Consider the following 15918-nt stretch of genomic DNA (forward strand, 5'->3'; position numbering starts at 1 on the left):
TAGCGTAATCGATATGACAGTCGATCGCCCCGTTCTTGGCATCATGCTGATGCTTGGCTTTTGCATCCTCGCCCCCGCAGGCGACGCGATGGCCAAACAGCTGGGCGAGACAACACCGGTCGCCATGTTGGTGTTCGTCCGGTTTGCCGTTCAGGCGTTGGTACTGGCACCTCTGGTTGCGTTGACTGGACGTGCTTGGAAGATGCAAGGCCGCGCGCTGCGGCTGACGGTTGTGCGGACAATTCTGCACATCATCGGCATCAGCGCGATGTTTACGTCTCTGCAATACCTGCCTTTGGCGGACGCGGTCGCCATTGTCTTTGTTATGCCTTTCATCATGCTTTTGCTGGGTAAATACGTGCTGGGAGAGGAAGTGGGCCTGCGCCGCCTGATCGCGTGTATCGTAGGGTTCATTGGTACTTTGCTGGTCATCCAGCCAAGCTTTGCGCAAGTCGGCGCAGCGGCTTTGCTACCGCTTGTGGTTGCTGTTGTTTTCGCCTTGTTCATGCTGGTCACCCGGCAAATCGCCAAACAGACCGATCCGATTTCCCTGCAAGCGGTATCTGGCGTAATGGCCTCGGTGATCATGTTACCGTTTCTTCTGATCGGAACCGCCGCGGGTGCATGGGAACTGTCTTTGATCGCACCGACCGGCAACACGTATGTGTTGCTTTGGGCCATTGGACTGCTGGGTACGGTGGCACATCTGTTCATGACGTGGTCACTGCGCTATGCGCCCTCGGCCACACTTGCCCCAATGCAATATCTTGAGATACCGGTGGCCACCCTGTTCGGCTGGTTTATCTTCCGTGACCTGCCCAACGGCATCGCCGCCGTTGGCATCTCCATAACGATCGCTTCGGGGCTTTACGTCATTCTAAGAGAGCGGGCCAGCGCCCGGTCTGCCCCGACAGAAACGCCCGCATGACCTGATCCAAAGCGTCGCGCGGCAACATCACAAGCATACCCGGCCCGTCCATCTGCAACTCCACATCAGACACCGCACGATTGGACGTCCCAATCTGCCCATTCGGAGCAAACTGCAAACCGTCTATGGGCCATTCCAACCCCTGACTCCGCCCCGTTACATGCCGAAATGGAAACAATGAAACCACATCGCCCGATCCTAAATTGAGCGAGATCTGAGGCGGCGCATGAAATACGACTTCATGCGATCCGAGCAAGATGCAAGGCCGATCTTGTCTAACAGACAAAGTGTTAAGCACCGCTAGCTGATGATCCAGTCGCCCTCCCAGAAAGCCGACGCCCAGCGCCAATGGCGTATCTATGCTGCGCAGGGCCTTATCGAAATCCGTGCTATCCTGTTCACAAATCCGAAACAGTCGATCTGGTGGAATCTGAGCCTCTGCAACGGCCTCAAGCGAATCAAAATCCCCAACTACGGCATCGGGAACCAGTCCAAATCGCATCAAATGATTTGCCCCACCATCAGCAGCGACGACGCATTTGGCGCGAATCAGCGTCTGATTCAGATCCTCCGGCCCGATTTGTCCACCGCCGACCAACAAAACTGGCTCGTTTGTACGCACAATCGGTATATTTTTTCCTAGATTGATCATTTTTCCCGGATTTGGACACATTGAGACCACAAAATGATAGGTTCATGGGCATAGTTCTGGGTCAACAGCTATACCTTCTGTCGGGTGGGTTGGCTCTCGTAGTTTGTAAAGGACGTGCGTCTGATGGTACAGAATAACAAGGTATTGACCGTTTCCTACGGCACCTTCTCATGCACATTGGAAGGCTTCGACGACTCTTTCGAGACGATGAAGGCGATTGCAGAGTACTTCCGCGATCTGGCTGCGGAAGATCGCTATTTCGGATCGGAGCCCCCTCAGCCGGATGCGGAAATGCTGGCGCGTATTGCGCAGCGTGATGCCGCGCGGCGGATCGAAGCCAGCCATGACGATCACGGGCTTGTATTACGCTCGACAGATCAGCCCGCGCCCGCACCCATCGCTTCTGCCCCGCTCCCAACGCCCACGGCACGGGCGCAAGAACCAACTGTGCCCGAAACTGACCCGTCATCAAATGCAGAGCCACTCGCAGCAGACAGTATTGCCGCCAAGCTTCAGCGCATTCGGGCCGTGGTTTCTCATACCGACGAAAACACAGTCATCTACGCCGAGGACGAAGAAACGTCGCTGATGAATGCCGATGCCGGCCCCAGCGACGCTGTCGCGGCCGCGTTTGCGGCTGGAACCCTAAGCTCTTCGGATTTCGAAGAAGAGGCTCAAGGCACCCCGACTCTTGAGACTGAAGCTCCTGATTTTCAAGGTGCCGATTTCGAGGAAACCCTGGAGGAACCCAAACAGGAAGACCCCACCGCTTTCCAACAAGAACCGGCCTTCGGAGACCATGCGGAACCAGACCAGAAACCTGCGATGGATGAACCCGCGAGGGTGAACGAACCGCCCGTAGCGCAGGAACCGCTGGAGGCACAAGAAGAGACCGAACTAGCCGCCGGATTCGAACAAACTGATCTTCAGGACGAACCGTCCTCTCAAGACAATGCGCCTGAGGAAGACGAAGAAATCGTGAACATCCTCAGCGATTGCGCCATGGATGACGAGGCCGCGACCGAGGATGAGGATGAAGACGAAGAGGTACTTCCCGAAGGTTTCCTGACGGCAAACGACGAAGAAGACCTGCTGAGCGAAATTTCGAACGTTGAAGAGTTCCTGGCACGGCGCGCTGCAGACTCTGGCGCGGACGTATCCGGCATGGACCAGGACGTGTCGCGGTTGATGGACAAAGCCGACGTCCAAATGGACGACCCCGCAGCCAGCGACCAGCGCGAGACCTATTCGCATTTGCGCGCTGCCGTCGCGGCGACTGAAGCCGAACGCAGTGGCAAGGCACCTGAAAGGACTCTGGCGGACGCCGATGAGGACGAGTACCGGGATATGACCTCGTCCATCAGCCCCCGCCGCCCTGAGGTTGAGGTAACAAGCACACGTCCGCAGCCCGAGGCACTGGCCCCACTGAAACTGGTCGCTGAACAGCGCGTTGATACACAAGCATCATCTGACGACCCTGTAACCCCACGCCGCGTCCGAGCGCAGGAACAAGACAACGCGACCGAAGAAGGCGGATTTGCTCTTTATGCTCAGGAACAGGGTGCCCAATCCCTGCCGGACCTTCTAGAGGCCGCAGCGTCCTACTTGTCCTTTGTCGAAGGTCAGGAACAATTCTCGCGTCCGCAGCTTATGAACAAAATCCGCTCATTGAAGCAGGATGAGTTCAATCGAGAAGAGAGCCTACGCTCGTTTGGGCAGCTTTTGCGCGACGGCAAAATCGAAAAAGCCGGGGGTGGTCGGTTCGCGGCCTCTACTCAGATCGGGTTCCGACCCGATGATGACGAGCGCGCTGCGGGCTGACGGCCAATAAACACAAAGATGAAAGAGGTCCGAGTTTTCTCGGGCCTCTTTTTTATGCCTTTTCCAATCCTCGGCGGATTAATGCGGGAATGACGAAACGTCAGCTATGCTGCAGTGCAGAAAAATGATAGTATCGAAACTGTAGAAACTAGTCCTATAGACACTGTTCAAGCAGAGGCTAAGCCATGTATGAACTACCAATTCGACGACTAAGAATTTACGATACGCCGAAAGTTACAAGCCATTTCAACAGCCTGGACACCGATGCACTCGCATCGCGATTTGGTGCTCCGGTTAGCCGCACCTTCCTGGACGCTTACCTAAGCCGGATCTTTGATGACGGTGCTTTGGTGTACGGTGCGTTTCCCGACTCCTGTTTGCGCGGCGTTGGGGAATTGCGAACAGTACCAGACCGCCAAAATCAGGTGGCTGAGCTAGCCTTTACCGTAGAAACCGCCTGGCAGGACCGAGGCATCGGCGACGCGCTTTTATCCCGGATCATTGCCGCCGCCCGAAATCGCGGGTTTCGAGAAGTTCACATGATGTGTTTGGCGACCAACCAAAGAATGCGCCGCTTGGCGTCTAAACACAAAGCCGATCTGAAACTGGTCACGGGTCAGGTCGAGGCGACCCTGACCCCCCCATGGCCCACGCCTTTCAGCCTGGTCGAAGAAATCTCGGGCGAATACCACGCCCTCGCTCGGGCCATCCTGACCTGGCCGAGAATTGAGGTCAGGGGCGGCCGTTAGAACCGCCCTATTCAGACGGATTATCCGGATCCTCTTTTCCGACGCCCTTAAATACGAATTTGAATGGCAACGCCCAAAGAATACCGAGCACCACGTAGATCAGGAATTCCAGCCAAATCGGTGGGCGGTCCAACCAGTTGACCACAGTCACAACTGCGACGATGTACAGTGGCAGCCCAACCAGCAAAAGCACCAGCGACCACCGCCGCCGGGCTTTATAGCTAAGGCCGGTTTTCTCGTTATCGCTCATCAGTCGGCAAACGGGTCGGTCACCAGAATGGTGTCATCCCGCTCCGGGCTGGTGGACAAAAGGGCAACCGGGCATTCGATCAGTTCTTCGACCCGGCGCACATATTTGATCGCGTTTGCTGGCAGGTCGGCCCAGCTGCGCGCGCCTTCGGTGGATTCGCTCCAACCCGGCATTTCTTCGTAAATCGGTGTGCAGCGTGCCTGCTGATCCGCGGCAGTGGGTAGATAGTCCAGACGTTCGCCATCCAAATCGTAACCGACGCAGATTTTCAGCGTCTCGAACCCGTCGAGAACATCCAGCTTGGTCAGCGAGATACCGTTCACACCGCTGGTCGCGCAGGTCTGGCGGACCAGACAGGCGTCAAACCAGCCGCACCGGCGCTTACGCCCGGTGGTGGTGCCGAACTCATGTCCACGCTCACCCAGACGCTGCCCATCTGCATCGTCCAACTCGGTCGGGAACGGACCCTCGCCCACGCGGGTTGTATAGGCTTTAACGATGCCCAGAACAAAGTCGATCGAACCCGGGCCGATACCAACACCCGTGGCGGCCTGCCCTGCAATCACGTTGGAAGAGGTCACAAACGGATAGGTGCCAAAGTCGATATCCAGCAGGGCTCCCTGCGCACCTTCGAACAGAATGCGCTTGCCGGCTTTGCGCTTTTCATTCAGCACTTTCCAGACCGGAGCCGCAAAGGGCAGGATTTCCGCCGCGATCCCTTTCAACTGCGCAATCAGCGCGTCACGGTCCACAGGTTCGATACCCAGTCCTTTGCGCAACGGATCATGATGCTGTAGCGCACGATCTACTCGGGCCTCCAGCGTCGCCTCATCGGCCAGATCAGCAACACGGACAGAGCGGCGACCCACTTTGTCTTCATAAGCTGGGCCGATACCACGGCCGGTGGTGCCGATCTTGGTACCTTTGCTGGCGGCTTCTTCGCGCGCCCGGTCCAGCTCGCCATGAATCGGCAGGATCAGCGGAGTATTTTCGGCAATCATCAGAGTGTCGGGCGAAATCTCGACACCTTGCGCGCGAATGGTGCCAATTTCCTTGAGCAGATGCCACGGGTCCAGCACCACGCCATTACCGATCACGCTCAGCTTGCCGCCCCGCACAACGCCCGATGGTAGTGCGTGCAGCTTATAGACCTCGCCTTCGATGACCAGAGTATGCCCGGCATTGTGCCCGCCCTGAAAACGCGCGATCACGTCTGCCCGCTCGCTTAGCCAGTCGACGATCTTGCCTTTTCCTTCGTCACCCCACTGGGCGCCGACAACAACCACATTGGCCATACCCGGTCCTTTTGCGCTGAATTATCAAACCTCGCTCGTATAGCGAGGAGAACGCGGCAGGGAAACCGATAATTCGCCGCAGTTTTGAACCGCGCTGCGCGCGCTGCCTCCGGCGGAGGTATTTTTAGCCAGATGAAGAGCAGATCCCCTGCTTCATCTGGCCGCAAATACCTCGGGGGAGTCGCCCGGAACGGGCGGCGGGGGCAGAGCCCCCTACCCGCTTTGCCGTAAATGCACAGGTTGCCCGTGCGGCGTTGTCAGATACGCTTCTTCCCATGCTGACTGCAGGTTCGATATCTCATCAAATGCCGCTGTGCCCTGATCGGCAAGCAAGTTCTCAAGCGTCTCCAGCCACGCGTTGAAATAGTCATCGCCCCCGTCAAGCTCTCGTTCAAGACCGTGTTGTTTGAGGGTGCGTGAGAACATACTTGCCCAATCGGGCCAGTCGAGTCGCCCGGCCTCGTTCAGGGCTACGGTCACGGCAAAAACCTGTGCGTGCCAAGGCTCAGAGAAGACAGGTTCAGGGGCGCTGAGGTTTGGGCAATTGGTCATGCCGGCTCCAGATAGCTTTGCCACAGGTCCAGTACGACCTCATCCCTTGGGTTCTCCGGGTCCGCCCACAATTCTGACGCCGAGAAAACCACCGCATAGAGAGGTTCCGGCGCTTCGCCCAAACCATGCGCGCTGGAATCCGGCAGAACATGGGTGCCATGCAGACGCAGAATGCGCCCTGTTGCGCCAGAGGCGTAAATCGGTAGGCGCGTGTGCCCGCCATCGACCTTGCGATTGGCCGCAGGATGGGCGGTGCGCACCTGTTGCCCGATCTCGAACGCGACCGGCACGTCCGACGGGCGATCTGCCGGACCGCCCTTAGCAAGCGCGGTAGCCACCGCCTCAGCCTTCAGCATCCGTGCGGCCAGAGGGTGCGGATCGTTTGAGCCCGCCTCTGACAAATCCTCGCGAGTCAGAACGGCCTTTTCCACCAACAGATCGGCAAGGCCGGAAATCCACTTTTCGTAGTAGGAGAACCGAGCATAATCCTTGGGCGACAATCTCTCGCGCGCGTGCCGAGAAGTATCGATGTTCCATTGACCCAGAAACCCGGCGGCCAGCGTCACCGCCAGCGCGCGGCCGTGCCAATCCTCGGCAAAGACCGGGGCATCGTTAGGCTCGGGGTTGATCGGACCATCTCCAAAGCGGCCCCCCATGTCGTGCACGCGGGTCATGCGGACACCTTGGGTAAGCCGGTGCCGATCATGCTGTCACGGGTCACGAGCGCGGCAAGGGCATCCTCGTCCAGCCCTTCGGTGCCGTCGGGGCGCATCGGCAGGACCAGATAGCGAATCTCGGCCGTTGAATCCCAAACCCGCACGGCTGTCTCAGCCGACAGGGTAACGCCAAACTCGGCCAACACCTTACGCGGTTCGCGCACAGCGCGGGCACGGTAAGCGTCAGACTTGTACCAGCCCGGAGGGATTCCCAGCAGCGGCCAAGGGTAGCAACTGCAAAGCGTGCAAACGACCATGTTGTGCTGTTTGGGCGTGTTTTCGACCACCAAGATATGCTCGCCCTGACGGCCATAGAACCCAAGATCGGCGACAACGGGCGTGGCGTCTTCAATCAAAGCACGTTTGAAATCCGAGTCCAGCCAAGCCTTTGCAACAACCCGTGCCCCGTTCTGAGGGCCAATCTTACTCTGGTAGGTATCAATGATCTCATCCAGCGCCTCCGGATCAATCAACCCTTTGCGGGTCAGAATCGTCTCCAGCGCCTTGACGCGCAGAGCGGGTTCGGGTGGCAAAAGGGCGTGCGGGTGGTCGTGATCGTCATGAGGCATGGCGGCAGGGTGCGCCAGCTTTCGCCGATCTGTCCAGTCCCTTTGCTGTGATAGGACACATCATGGGGTGTGATGCAAAGTCCTGACTTGCCCCCGGAACCAAACTTGCATAAGTACCACGCGATACACGCCACGCTGTACAGGACCACCATGGAAAACGTCGTTCTCATCATCCATCTTCTTCTGGCTCTGGGCCTGATCGCCGTTGTTCTGATGCAGCGGTCCGAAGGCGGTGGCCTGGGTATGGGTGGCGGCGGTGGCGGCGCCATGACCGGCCGCGCAGCAGCAACCGCGTTGGGCAAGGTCACATGGATTCTGGCAGCGTGTTTTATCGTCACCTCGATCACGCTGACCATTCTCGCCGCGCAAAAATCCTCGGGCAGCTCGGTCATCGACCGTCTGGGCGTTCCGGCGCCTGCCCCGGTCGAGGAAAGCACACCGGCGGTTCCGTCGGCAGATGATCTGCTGCCTCCGGCGCAGGGCGACAACGCGCCGCTGATCCCGCAAGCGAACTGATCCACAAAACCTAGAAATCTGAAAGAGAACTGCAACAGCATCTTGCGGTTCTCTTGCGCTTTGGGCGCGAATCCTTTATGTGTGAAGTCCCGTGATGCAGCGGTTTTTCGTAAACCGTCGGGCAGCTGATTTTGACGTCTCACGGGAGCTAGCCGAACAACATGGCGCGTTTTATTTTCATCACCGGTGGTGTGGTTTCGTCCTTGGGCAAGGGGCTGGCTTCGGCGGCTTTGGGCGCTTTGTTGCAGGCGCGAGGCTATTCGGTTCGCCTGCGCAAGCTGGACCCCTATCTGAACGTTGACCCCGGCACGATGTCGCCCTTTGAACATGGCGAAGTGTTCGTCACCGATGACGGGGCCGAGACCGATCTGGACCTTGGCCACTATGAACGTTTCACAGGTGTTGCTGCTCGCAAGACCGACTCGGTCAGCTCGGGTCGGATTTATTCGAATGTGCTCGAGAAAGAACGCCGCGGAGACTACCTAGGCAAGACCATTCAGGTGATCCCGCACGTCACCAATGAGATCAAGGATTTCATTGCCATTGGCGAGGATGAGGTCGATTTCATGCTTTGTGAAATCGGCGGCACCGTGGGCGATATCGAGGGTCTGCCCTTCTTTGAGGCCATCCGTCAGTTCAGTCAGGACAAGCCGCGCGGTCAGTGCATGTTTATGCACCTGACGCTGCTGCCCTACATCAAGGCCTCGGGCGAGTTGAAAACCAAACCGACCCAGCACTCGGTCAAGGAACTGCGTTCGATCGGTCTGGCCCCCGACATTCTGGTTTGCCGCTCGGAAGGCCCGATTCCGAAGAAAGAACGTGAAAAGCTGGCGCTTTTCTGCAACGTGCGCTCCGACAGCGTGATTGCAGCGCAGGATCTGTCGACCATTTATGATGCGCCGCTGGCCTATCACCGCGAAGGTCTGGATCAGGCGGTTCTTGATGCATTCCAGATCAGCCCGGCCCCCAAGCCCGATCTGGCGAAGTGGGAAGATGTCAGCGACCGCATCCACAACGCCGAGGGCGAGGTCAAGGTCGCCATCGTCGGCAAATACACTCAGTTGGAAGACGCCTATAAGTCGATCGCCGAGGCGCTGACCCACGGCGGCATGGCCAACCGCGTCAAGGTCAAGGTCGAATGGGTCGATGCCGAGGTCTTCGATACTGAAGACGCCGCCCCGCATCTTGAGGGCTTCCACGCCATCCTCGTGCCCGGTGGTTTTGGCGAACGTGGAACCGAGGGCAAGATCAAAGCGGCGCAATATGCCCGCGAGCATAAAGTCCCCTATCTGGGTATCTGTCTGGGAATGCAGATGGCCGTGATCGAAGCCGCCCGCAACGCTGCGGGCATCACCGAAGCCGGGTCCGAGGAATTCGACCATGAGGCCGGGAAAAAGCGTTTTGAGCCAGTTGTCTATCACCTGAAAGAATGGGTGCAGGGCAACCACAAGGTCGAACGCAAAGTGGGTGACGACAAGGGCGGCACCATGCGTCTGGGCGCTTATGATGCGGTTCTGGCCGAGGGGTCAAAGGTAGCAGAAGTCTACGGCGGCACAAATATCGAGGAGCGCCACCGTCACCGCTATGAGGTCGACATCAAATATCGCGAACAACTTGAAAAAGCGGGCTTGAACTTCTCGGGCATGTCGCCCGATGGCCGTCTGCCCGAGATTGTCGAGTGGTCCGATCACCCGTGGTTCATCGGCGTTCAGTATCACCCCGAGCTCAAGTCGAAGCCGTTTGATCCGCACCCTTTGTTTCGCGATTTCGTCCGCGCGGCCAAGGACACTTCTCGCTTGGTTTAAGTCACCTTAACGTGACGGGTGTTTCGGATTTTTCTGTTCGAAACACCTGTTTACAGGGTTAACTGTCCGTGGAACACGAGACAGGAGACCGGCCATGACCGATCAGATCAAACAAGCGGAACGTTTCGCTGCCCTGCACCAAAAAGGCACACCGGTGATCCTTTACAATATCTGGGACGCTGGTAGCGCCGGTGCCGTGCGCGATGCCGGTGCCAAGGCAATTGCGACAGGCAGTGCACCGGTCGCAATGGCTCAAGGGTTCGGCGATGGTCAGAATATCCCGATGGACTTTGCGCTGGACAATGTCAGTCGCATCGTCTCAGCTGTCGATTTGCCTGTGACCTTGGACTTCGAAGGTGCCTATGCCGAAAGCCCTGTAGCAATTGCGGCCAACGTCCAGCGTGCATTGGAGACTGGGATCGTCGGCTTTAACTTCGAAGATCAAATTGTTGGAACCAATGATCTTTATGACATTGAAACCCAGGCCGCGCGGGTGGCTGCGATGCGTGAAGGAAGCGACGTGGCAGGCGTTCCGGCTTTCATCAACGCCCGCACAGATTTGTTTTTGAAGGCCAAGCCAGAAGAGCATGACAATGCGATGTTGGATGAAGCCATTGCACGGGCCAGTGCCTTCGCAGATGCAGGGGCAAGCGGGTTCTTCGCACCGGGTCTTAAGGACGAAGGATTGATCGCTCGGCTTTGCGAATCGACCGAACTGCCGGTGAACATTATCGCATTGCCCGGAACACCTGATACGGCGACTCTGTCCTCGCTTGGTGTGGCACGTATCAGCCATGGCCCCGTGCCCTATCGCCAAATGCTGGGATGGTTGCAGGAACAAGCAAGCGCGGCATTACAGCAAGGCGGCTGAAAACCGAGCTTTGTTGGCGCTTTTTCGCGTATTGTGATCGTCAATGGTGGTCTGATGATCACGGATGGCTATGACAGGTAGTCCGTGCTTGGCGGGCTACCAAATATGGAATAACCTCGCGATATGTTGAAAAAGTTTTTTCAGGCGTTCCGACCGCCACAACACGACAATTTGCCTGACCCTGATGCAGAGCTTGCGCTAGGGGCGCTGATGGTGCGCGTAGCGCAGGCGGATAGGGACTATAAGCTGGAAGAAATCAGCTTGATCGACCGCATTCTGGCGCGGTTATATCAGCACAACGCGATCGAGGCCGCCAAGGTTCGCGCAACTTGCGAGAAACTGCACGCCGCCGCTCCTGAGACGGACACATTCGGCAAGCTGATCCGTGAGACCACCGATCTGCATGAACGTCTCGCCGCCTTAGACGCACTATGGGAAGTCGTTTTGGCCGATGGCAGCTCGGACGAAGGCGAAATGAAAATCGTCGAAGAGGCCCGGATTGCGATGGGTCTAAGCTATAATGACAGCCAAGCCGCCCGTGGCCGCGTGCAAAGACGCTTGGAAGAGACCTGACGGCGCTTTATATCTGGCGCATGTTTAGTGATTTTCTGTCCCGCCTGACAAACCCGCAGCCCGATCCGCTGCCCGATCATGATGCGCGCCTGGCGCTTACGGCCCTTTTGGTGCGGATCGCACGTTCTGACAATGACTATGCCGATAGCGAGATGTCCCGCATCGACCGGATATCCATGGAACGCTATGGCCTGTCCCCTTTCGAGGCCGCCGGTTTGCGCGCCCGTGCCGAAGATCTTGAAGCCGAGGCACCGGACACTGTGCGTTTTACACGTGCCATTAAAGAAGCCGTTGCCTATGATGACCGGCTCGCGGTCGTTCACGCCTTGTGGTCGGTTGCTTTGGCGGATGGACACCGGACGGGTGAAGAAGATTCGCTCTTACGGCTTGTGGTAAATCTTTTGGGCGTCAGTGACGTAGACTCGGCGCTTGCCCGACAGAAGGCTGCCAAGTCGTGATCGCTGCGCTGGGCATGTACGACTTGCCCAGCTTGCGGCCGGCCAACGACCGCTACTGGTCGTTGATTCGCTCAGCTTTGGGTTACGGCCCGGTTGAACTTACGCGCGATGCGGAACCCTGGGATATCTGGCTAAACCCTGACTTGTTGTTCGCGCAGGCCTGCGGTATGCCTTTTCGCACGCGGCTATATGGTCACGTTCAGTTGGTTGGTACGCCCGATTATGGTCTGTCTGGCTGTCCACCGGGTCATTATCGATCGGTATTTGTGGCACGCGCACGGGATTCACGCGGGCTTGCTGACCTTTCCCGAGGTACCTTTGCCTATAACGAGACGACGTCTCAGTCCGGTTGGGCAGGCCCCTTGGTTCATCTTGAAAAAATGGGATTGTGTCCTCTGTCCGGTCTGGAAACCGGATCTCACGCCATGTCGGCCCGCGCTGTGGCTGAAGGCGAAGCCGATTTTGCGGCACTGGATGCGCTCACGTGGTTGATGCTGAAAGAACACACAAAACTGGGAACGGAACTGCGCGATGTCGACGCGACAGAACCAACCCCTGCCTTGCCCTATGTCACCTCGGGCACACAGGACGCGACCGCTGTCGCCAAAGCTGTCCGACACGCAATCAACGCTCTGCCGCCCCGCGACCGCAATGCTCTGCATCTGCTGGACCTGATCACCATACCTGCGCAAGACTATCTTGCTATTCCAAACCCCTCTCCGAACATGGTCAAGCAGCTTATTCCCTGACCGATTTGACCAGAACGTCTGGTCAATTTGACGGCTTCGCCCCCCAATCGTGTCATTTGCGCATTGCATTGAGCTGAAATTTAAGCCCTAGTACCGCACCAACACCAACAACACTCAGGTCGCCCGTGACAGATTCCACTCCGGTCATCGAGATCAAAAACCTACACAAGAGTTTCGGCAATCTTGAGGTGCTGAAAGGGGTGGATATTACGGCAAGACGGGGCGACGTCGTATCGCTTATCGGTTCGTCCGGGTCCGGGAAGTCCACTTTGCTGCGCTGCTGCAACCTGTTGGAAGACAGTCAGCAGGGTGAGATTCTGTTCAAGGGCGAACCCGTGCGCTGGACAGGTAGCGACCATCACCGCCGACCCGCAGACCCTAAGCAGGTTCTGCGTATCCGCACGAACCTGTCGATGGTTTTCCAGCAGTTCAACCTGTGGTCTCACATGACCATTCTGCAAAACGTGATGGAAGCCCCTGTTACCGTTTTGGGGCGTGACAAGGCCGAGGTTGAGGACAGCGCCCGCAAGTATCTGGAAAAAGTGGGCATTGGCGACAAGTGCGACGTCTACCCGGCCCAGCTTTCTGGCGGCCAACAACAGCGCGCTGCTATCGCGCGCGGGCTATGCATGGAGCCTGAAGCCCTGTTGTTTGACGAACCGACATCGGCGCTGGACCCCGAGTTGGAGCAAGAAGTAATTAAGGTGATCAAGGATCTCGCCGCCGAGGGGCGTACTATGATCATTGTGACCCACGACATGAAGATGGCGGCTGATATCTCAAGCCATGTCGTCTTTCTGCATCAGGGCCTCATCGAAGAAGAAGGTCTGCCGGAGGACATCTTCACCACCCCTGAATCCAAGAGACTTCAGGGCTTTCTATCCGCCACACAGGCGGCCTAATAAACGGACAGGACCAAACTGGGGAGTAACCAATGAAAAAACTGATTCTGACCACAGCAGCCCTGGCGCTCGGCGCTGGTATGGCAATGGCGGACACCGTCCGTCTTGGCACGGAAGGCGCCTATGCTCCGTGGAACTTCGTCAACGATGCAGGCGAAATCGACGGGTTTGAGCGTGAGCTGGGCGACGAGCTGTGCAAACGCGCCGACCTGGAATGTGAATGGGTCAAGAACGATTGGGATTCGATCATTCCGAACCTGGTGTCGGGCAACTACGATGCCATCATCGCCGGTATGTCGATCACCGACGAACGTGACGAAGTCATCGACTTCACCCAAAACTACACGCCGCCGGATCCGTCTGCTTATGTTGCGATGTCCGATGGCGTTGATCTTGCCGGTGGTGTGATCGCTGCGCAGACCGGCACCATTCAGGCGGGCTATGTCGCCGATTCCGGCGCGACTCTGGTCGAATTCGCCAGCCCCGAAGAAACAATCGCAGCCGTTCAGAACGGTGAGGCGGATGCAGTCCTGGCGGATAAATCCTTCCTGGCGCCCTTCACCGAAGACGGCTCGGGCATGGTATTCGTTGGTGACGAAGTGCCGCTGGGTGGCGGTGTCGGTATGGGCATCCGCGAATCCGACGGTGAGCTGAAAGAAAAGTTCAACACGGCGATCCAATCCATGAAGGATGACGGCAGCCTGAACGCGCTTATCACCAAATGGGAAGTGTCTTCGACCTTCTAATCCAAACCTCAGCGGAGCGCCCGATCACAGGGCGCGCCGCATCTGAGCCCTTGCAAGTCAAAGAGGCCCGCCATTTTCTCGTTCTGCACTGATCCCGAAACGCTCGGCACGGTCCGTTGGTTCTCCTGTTACCTGACCAACGGTGTCCATTGGCTGTTCTACCTGTCCTTCTTCAAGGTTCTGCTGCTGCTGGCAATCACCGCGCCTGTGGCATTGGGGTTTGGCTTTCTTGGGGCGATGGCGGCCCGATCTCATTTTTTGCCGCTGGCATGGCTTGGCAAAGGCTACATCGCCGTCGTGCGCGGTGTCCCTGACATTGCCTTTTTCATGTTCTTCGTAATCGCTTTGGATCAGGCGTTCGAATGGACGCGACACAAAGTTCTGTGCCCCGAATGGACGGACCCGGTTAGGCAAGGCAATGATTTTATCGTCTGTCAGGCTGCGAAATTGCCGCTGGGCACATCCCCTGAATGGGTCCACGAAACCTATGGGTTCTTTCTGGCCGTTATTACCTTTTCGATCGTTTTTGGTGCCTTTGCAGCGAACGTCTTGTTTGGCGGTATGCGCGCGGTTCCCCATGCACAACTAGAGACGGCCGCTGCTTATGGCATGACAAATCGCCAGACCTTTTGGCGCGTTCTGGTTCCTCAGATGTGGGTTTACGCCCTGCCCGGCTTATCCAACCTTTGGATGGTGTTGATAAAGGCCACGCCGCTTCTGTTCCTGCTGGGCATCGAAGATATCGTGTACTGGGCACGTGAGCTGGGCGCGATCAAGAACCCGAAATTCACCCAATACCCCCATGGTGACTGGCGTATGTGGTACTTCCTTGCTCTGCTGGTGTTCTACCTTGGAATGACCCGTGTGTCCGAGATTGGCCTGGAACGCCTGATGCGCCGACTGTCGCACGGTCAGGCCACCTCAGGCGGAGAGTTGCTGCGTAAGGAGACGACGGCATGAGTTGTCTTCAGACTATTCAGGATTACGGCCTGCGTTCGATCGGGATTGGTGAGCGGTTGCTGCCACGCGATGGTTTCACGCTATGCGAACACTTCACCCTGATCGGCTCGGGCATGATCTGGAATATCTATTTCGGCATCATGGCGCTGATCACCGGGTTCTTTCTGGCCACTGCACTGGCCATGGGAAAAGCGTCGACAAAGAAATGGCTGCGCAAACCTTCGGAATGGTTCATCTTCCTTTTCCGAGGCTCGCCACTGTTTATCCAGTTTTTCTTTGCCTATTTCTTCTTCCTCTCGCTCAAACAGAATTTTCCCTTCCTTGACGCCCTGACATCCGCTTGGTTGGGCGCGCTGATCGTGCTGTTCTTCAACACGGCAGCCTATTCGGGCGAGATCTTCTATGGCGCGCTGCGTTCGATCCCCAAGGGCGATATCGAGGCCGCAGACGCCTATGGCATGACCGGCTGGCCACGGTTCCGCCGCATCATCTGGCCCACCATGCTGCGGCTGGCCTGGCCTGCCTACACCAACGAGGCGATTTTTCTGTTCCACGCAACTACGCTGGTCTTCTTCTCGGCCTTCCCGGTCTGGCAGCAGCGCGGGGACGCTCTGTATTACGCGGGATATTTCGCGGACAAAACTTTCAATCCGTTTGTCCCCTACCCGATTCTGGCCTTTTATTTCATCTTGCTGACTCTGGCCGTGATCTGGGGATTTGGAATGGTCAACAAGCGTCTGAACCGGCATCTGCCGGTTGCCAAACGCAGTAAAATGAAACTGAGGCTGAATCTGGTGCGCTGACCC

At 57.4% G+C, this 15918-nt stretch carries 19 protein-coding genes; 13 read left to right on the forward strand and 6 right to left on the reverse strand.

All coding sequences use genetic code 11. The features are described from left to right. Nucleotides 1–13 precede the first annotated feature (13 nt). A complete protein-coding gene (locus tag AC2FNR_RS06730) occupies nt 14–928 on the forward strand; it encodes a DMT family transporter (protein ID WP_496848479.1) in 915 nt (304 codons plus the stop codon). Here AC2FNR_RS06730 and AC2FNR_RS06735 read toward each other — a convergent pair. After that, nucleotides 873–1550: a thiamine diphosphokinase gene (locus AC2FNR_RS06735; protein ID WP_496848480.1), complete on the reverse strand. Its 678-nt coding sequence runs from the start codon at nt 1548–1550 to the stop codon at nt 873–875. The genes AC2FNR_RS06730 and AC2FNR_RS06735 overlap by 56 nt on opposite strands. A 153-nt stretch (nt 1551–1703) precedes the next feature. Between AC2FNR_RS06735 and AC2FNR_RS06740 the strand changes: the two genes are divergently transcribed. Together AC2FNR_RS06740 and AC2FNR_RS06745 are read left to right on the forward strand one after the other, a co-directional pair. After that, on the forward strand, nt 1704–3401 hold the full coding sequence (locus tag AC2FNR_RS06740; RefSeq protein WP_496848481.1) for a hypothetical protein: 1698 nt from the start codon (nt 1704–1706) through the stop codon (nt 3399–3401). Between the two features lie 185 nt (nt 3402–3586). Beyond that, complete coding sequence (locus AC2FNR_RS06745) at nt 3587–4150, forward strand: GNAT family N-acetyltransferase (RefSeq protein WP_170750590.1); 564 nt, start codon at nt 3587–3589, stop codon at nt 4148–4150. Between the two features lie 7 nt (nt 4151–4157). On the opposite strand, the gene AC2FNR_RS06750 is transcribed toward AC2FNR_RS06745, so the two are convergent. The 5 genes from AC2FNR_RS06750 to nthA form a co-directional block, all read right to left on the reverse strand. After that, nucleotides 4158–4400, reverse strand: a complete 243-nt coding sequence (locus AC2FNR_RS06750; protein WP_170352767.1) for a DUF2842 domain-containing protein — start codon at nt 4398–4400, stop codon at nt 4158–4160. Then, the gene (locus tag AC2FNR_RS06755; protein WP_496848482.1) at nt 4400–5695 is read right to left on the reverse strand and encodes an adenylosuccinate synthase; all 1296 of its coding nucleotides are present in this window, start codon (nt 5693–5695) and stop codon (nt 4400–4402) included. The genes AC2FNR_RS06750 and AC2FNR_RS06755 overlap by 1 nt, the downstream gene beginning before the upstream one ends. Nucleotides 5696–5908: 213 nt before the next feature. After that, nucleotides 5909–6247: a nitrile hydratase accessory protein gene (locus tag AC2FNR_RS06760; protein WP_496848483.1), complete on the reverse strand. Its 339-nt coding sequence runs from the start codon at nt 6245–6247 to the stop codon at nt 5909–5911. After that, a complete protein-coding gene (gene nthB, locus AC2FNR_RS06765; protein ID WP_496848484.1) occupies nt 6244–6921 on the reverse strand; it encodes a nitrile hydratase subunit beta in 678 nt (225 codons plus the stop codon). The genes AC2FNR_RS06760 and nthB overlap by 4 nt, the downstream gene beginning before the upstream one ends. Beyond that, nucleotides 6918–7532, reverse strand: a complete 615-nt coding sequence (gene nthA, locus AC2FNR_RS06770; RefSeq protein WP_496848485.1) for a nitrile hydratase subunit alpha — start codon at nt 7530–7532, stop codon at nt 6918–6920. The genes nthB and nthA overlap by 4 nt, the downstream gene beginning before the upstream one ends. 150 nt (nt 7533–7682) lie before the next feature. Between nthA and secG the strand changes: the two genes are divergently transcribed. The 10 genes from secG to AC2FNR_RS06820 all read left to right on the forward strand — a co-directional run bounded on the left by secG (nt 7683) and on the right by AC2FNR_RS06820 (nt 15915). Then, nucleotides 7683–8048 carry a preprotein translocase subunit SecG gene (gene secG, locus AC2FNR_RS06775; RefSeq protein ID WP_170353144.1) on the forward strand — a complete coding sequence of 122 codons (366 nt, stop codon included), beginning with the start codon at nt 7683–7685 and terminating at the stop codon, nt 8046–8048. 161 nt (nt 8049–8209) lie between these two features. Further along, nucleotides 8210–9853 (forward strand): CTP synthase, encoded by a 1644-nt coding sequence (gene pyrG / locus AC2FNR_RS06780; RefSeq protein WP_480867258.1) that lies wholly within the window; start codon nt 8210–8212, stop codon nt 9851–9853. A 94-nt stretch (nt 9854–9947) separates the two neighbouring features. Next, nucleotides 9948–10724: an isocitrate lyase/PEP mutase family protein gene (locus AC2FNR_RS06785; protein ID WP_496848486.1), complete on the forward strand. Its 777-nt coding sequence runs from the start codon at nt 9948–9950 to the stop codon at nt 10722–10724. A gap of 123 nt (nt 10725–10847) precedes the next feature. Further along, nucleotides 10848–11297, forward strand: a complete 450-nt coding sequence (locus tag AC2FNR_RS06790) for a tellurite resistance TerB family protein (RefSeq protein WP_170352760.1) — start codon at nt 10848–10850, stop codon at nt 11295–11297. 20 nt (nt 11298–11317) lie between these two features. Continuing rightward, nucleotides 11318–11755 (forward strand): tellurite resistance TerB family protein, encoded by a 438-nt coding sequence (locus tag AC2FNR_RS06795; RefSeq protein WP_496848487.1) that lies wholly within the window; start codon nt 11318–11320, stop codon nt 11753–11755. After that, the gene (locus AC2FNR_RS06800; protein ID WP_480845172.1) at nt 11752–12504 is read left to right on the forward strand and encodes a phosphate/phosphite/phosphonate ABC transporter substrate-binding protein; all 753 of its coding nucleotides are present in this window, start codon (nt 11752–11754) and stop codon (nt 12502–12504) included. Before AC2FNR_RS06795 ends, AC2FNR_RS06800 begins: the two co-directional genes overlap by 4 nt. Nucleotides 12505–12629: 125 nt before the next feature. Next, nucleotides 12630–13406: an ABC transporter ATP-binding protein gene (locus AC2FNR_RS06805; RefSeq protein WP_170750574.1), complete on the forward strand. Its 777-nt coding sequence runs from the start codon at nt 12630–12632 to the stop codon at nt 13404–13406. Between the two features lie 32 nt (nt 13407–13438). Next, nucleotides 13439–14152 (forward strand): transporter substrate-binding domain-containing protein, encoded by a 714-nt coding sequence (locus AC2FNR_RS06810; RefSeq protein WP_496848488.1) that lies wholly within the window; start codon nt 13439–13441, stop codon nt 14150–14152. A gap of 72 nt (nt 14153–14224) precedes the next feature. Further along, a complete protein-coding gene (locus tag AC2FNR_RS06815) occupies nt 14225–15112 on the forward strand; it encodes an ABC transporter permease (RefSeq protein WP_170751365.1) in 888 nt (295 codons plus the stop codon). Continuing rightward, nucleotides 15109–15915 (forward strand): ABC transporter permease, encoded by an 807-nt coding sequence (locus tag AC2FNR_RS06820; protein WP_353393264.1) that lies wholly within the window; start codon nt 15109–15111, stop codon nt 15913–15915. Before AC2FNR_RS06815 ends, AC2FNR_RS06820 begins: the two co-directional genes overlap by 4 nt. The last annotated feature ends 3 nt before the right edge of the window (nt 15916–15918 follow it).

It is taken from the genome of Ruegeria sp. SATB045 (assembly GCF_059613525.1).

Excerpts from the sequence above, each read along its gene's own strand:
- AC2FNR_RS06820 (WP_353393264.1), top strand. The coding sequence starts at position 15,109 with ATGAGTTGTCTTCAGACTATTCAGGATTACGGCCTGCGTTCGATCGGG.
- secG (WP_170353144.1), top strand. The coding sequence starts at position 7,683 with ATGGAAAACGTCGTTCTCATCATCCATCTTCTTCTGGCTCTGGGCCTG.
- AC2FNR_RS06760 (WP_496848483.1), bottom strand. The coding sequence starts at position 6,247 with ATGACCAATTGCCCAAACCTCAGCGCCCCTGAACCTGTCTTCTCTGAG.
- AC2FNR_RS06795 (WP_496848487.1), top strand. The coding sequence starts at position 11,318 with ATGTTTAGTGATTTTCTGTCCCGCCTGACAAACCCGCAGCCCGATCCG.
- AC2FNR_RS06740 (WP_496848481.1), top strand. The coding sequence starts at position 1,704 with ATGGTACAGAATAACAAGGTATTGACCGTTTCCTACGGCACCTTCTCA.
- AC2FNR_RS06730 (WP_496848479.1), top strand. The coding sequence starts at position 14 with ATGACAGTCGATCGCCCCGTTCTTGGCATCATGCTGATGCTTGGCTTT.
- AC2FNR_RS06785 (WP_496848486.1), top strand. The coding sequence starts at position 9,948 with ATGACCGATCAGATCAAACAAGCGGAACGTTTCGCTGCCCTGCACCAA.
- nthA (WP_496848485.1), bottom strand. The coding sequence starts at position 7,532 with ATGCCTCATGACGATCACGACCACCCGCACGCCCTTTTGCCACCCGAA.
- AC2FNR_RS06755 (WP_496848482.1), bottom strand. The coding sequence starts at position 5,695 with ATGGCCAATGTGGTTGTTGTCGGCGCCCAGTGGGGTGACGAAGGAAAA.
- AC2FNR_RS06750 (WP_170352767.1), bottom strand. The coding sequence starts at position 4,400 with ATGAGCGATAACGAGAAAACCGGCCTTAGCTATAAAGCCCGGCGGCGG.
- AC2FNR_RS06790 (WP_170352760.1), top strand. The coding sequence starts at position 10,848 with ATGTTGAAAAAGTTTTTTCAGGCGTTCCGACCGCCACAACACGACAAT.
- pyrG (WP_480867258.1), top strand. The coding sequence starts at position 8,210 with ATGGCGCGTTTTATTTTCATCACCGGTGGTGTGGTTTCGTCCTTGGGC.
- nthB (WP_496848484.1), bottom strand. The coding sequence starts at position 6,921 with ATGACCCGCGTGCACGACATGGGGGGCCGCTTTGGAGATGGTCCGATC.
- AC2FNR_RS06745 (WP_170750590.1), top strand. The coding sequence starts at position 3,587 with ATGTATGAACTACCAATTCGACGACTAAGAATTTACGATACGCCGAAA.
- AC2FNR_RS06810 (WP_496848488.1), top strand. The coding sequence starts at position 13,439 with ATGAAAAAACTGATTCTGACCACAGCAGCCCTGGCGCTCGGCGCTGGT.